Source organism: Acidisphaera sp. L21 (assembly GCF_009765685.1).
In the GTDB taxonomy this organism is placed as follows: Bacteria; Pseudomonadota; Alphaproteobacteria; order Acetobacterales; family Acetobacteraceae; genus LMUY01.
In genome coordinates this window covers 631-2,730 of sequence record NZ_LMUY01000153.1, presented here as the reverse complement: position 1 = coordinate 2,730, position 2,100 = coordinate 631, and the positions used below count along the sequence as shown (strand labels likewise).

The 2,100-nt window shown below is 56.3% G+C and carries 2 protein-coding genes; both read right to left on the bottom strand.

All coding sequences use genetic code 11. The features are described from left to right. Positions 1–47: 47 nt before the first annotated feature. Entirely contained in the window at positions 48–1,091 is a 1,044-nt protein-coding gene (locus tag GSQ76_RS29780; RefSeq protein WP_158747710.1) for a PAS domain-containing protein, read from the bottom strand. A gap of 776 nt (positions 1,092–1,867) precedes the next feature. Continuing rightward, a partial coding sequence (locus GSQ76_RS29775) for a hypothetical protein (RefSeq protein ID WP_216851355.1) occupies positions 1,868–2,100 on the bottom strand: 233 nt, incomplete at its 5' end.

Genomic DNA, 2,100 nt, shown 5'->3' with positions numbered 1-2,100 from the left:
GACGCCACCTGATCGACGGAAAAGGGTCTCAGAGCAGCGCTTACGGTCTAGGTGGCCTCTGCCTTCGCCTGCTGCGCCAAACGCGCAATGAGGGAGAGCCCTATGCTCTTGGAGCGCTTGCTTGACGGCATACCAGGGCCATTGTCGCAGATCCGAATTGTCCCACGATTGTCACTACCTTCAACCAAGAGGGTGAGGCTTCCCGGCCGACCATCCGCGAAAGCATGCTTGATCGCATTGGTGAGTATCTCGTTCAGGATCAACCCAAGAGCTGATGCATGCGCCGAATTTACGAATAACGGCTGTGCCTTAATGGCCAGCGTGATGTCAGTTCGACCGCTTAACCCCACCACGTCCCGGGCAAGACCATCACCAAAGCTACCGATGTCAAAACGTGCAATGTCGGAGGATTGGTAAAGCTGACGATGAACTACGGCGAGTGCATCCACACGCTCCAACATCGAAGTAAGTTTCGCGGTAATTACTGGATCGTCGATCGTGCGAGCCTGGAGCCGCAGCAACGAACCAGTCATCGTGAGGTTGTTCTTCACGCGGTGATCAACTTCGTGTAGAAGGATCGTCTTAGCATCAAGGGCGGCACGCAAGTCCGCAGTGCGCCGCTCCACTTCTAGCTCGACTAGCGCTTTCTGCTCATTGATAATGCTTTGCGCTTTTACCCGATCGGTCACATCAAGCTGTGAAGCGAAAAAGAAACGGATCACACCTGCCTTATCCCTTACGGGAGACAAGTACAGTGCGTTCCAGAATATGGTTCCATCCTTGCGGTAGTTGAGAAGGTCCACATCTATCGCGCGGCCACCTCTGATCGCATCTCGGATCTTTGCTACTGTCGCAGGGTCAGTGTCAGGCCCCTGTAGAAATCGACAGTTCTTGCCGATGATCTCCTCGCGGGAGTAGCCAGCCAGCTTTTGAAAAGCCACATTGCAGAAGACGATTGGATTATCGCTTTGCGCAGGGTCAGTAATGACCATGGGCATTCGCGTAGCGCGCACTGCGGCTGCGAAAGGATCGCCCCGACCATGCTCGTAGTCTAACTCGTCGGTAAGGTGCCAGTCATCGCGTTGTTGCAAACTACCCTCCAGCGAGTGCCAAAGGGCGTCGCGCAAGCTGAATAACGATCATTGGCATTGCCGAGTTCGTAGATGCCTACGGATATGTGACCACTGGAGTGCTGTCGACGTGGCGGCCGGCCCACTGGAATTTAGATCCGAAGATGCGATAGGGCGCGTTTGCAGTTTCTAGTTATCGGTCGCGGCTAAAATTTCGACTTCACGTCCTCAGCGCCATGTGTGACGGCGGACCCAGTAGCTTTTAGATCTTGGCCTGCGCCGGCCGTCGTATTGCAACCGCTAAGCATCAATCCCGCTGCCATGACAACGACCAGTGCGAGAGGCCCAAGTCCTGTGCGGGCGGAGGGGTGAGTTGGAGAAGGCGTGGACATTGGTTCTTGCCTTGCGATGTGCAGCGGCAACGTCGCGCCCAGAGCCTTGGTTGCTTGCGACTAGAGTTAGCTTTGTCATGTGGCTTTATTAGTCGCCGGCGGCCCCTCGGATTGCGCCGACCGATGCACCACCCATAGCAGCTGAGGCATGGTTGACTGGTTGGGATAAAGCAGCGAGCGAGCGCTAGATGCCAAACACCATGATGGCACTAAACGCCAACGCCATCGTACCAAAAAACGTGAGGCCAATAACCACCGCCATGGTCCGTACGGTGTTTGGGCGGTTCACTGCCAAATTTCTTGGGCTCATTCTCGCCCCTCCCCTAGATGTGGCGGCGACTGCGCGTGCCCCCTGCCGCTAGCGCCATAGAGCCTGCCAACGATGGGTGACTGTGGCGCCATGTCTTAATATGATAAAATGACATGGCCGTGTCCCAGCCAAACCGTGCGGATCGTCACCTCCGATCCAACGTCGCGAATCTGGCGCTCCACCCGCTCGATCATTGCCAACACGCGCAATTCCGACCCCTCATCGGGCAAGTAATTGGTGCGCAATTCCGCGCGTGCGTCGTGCGGGATGAGGTCAATCGCACGGCGATGGGGTGGGGAATAGATTTCGGGTCCGGTCATCGTCGTCC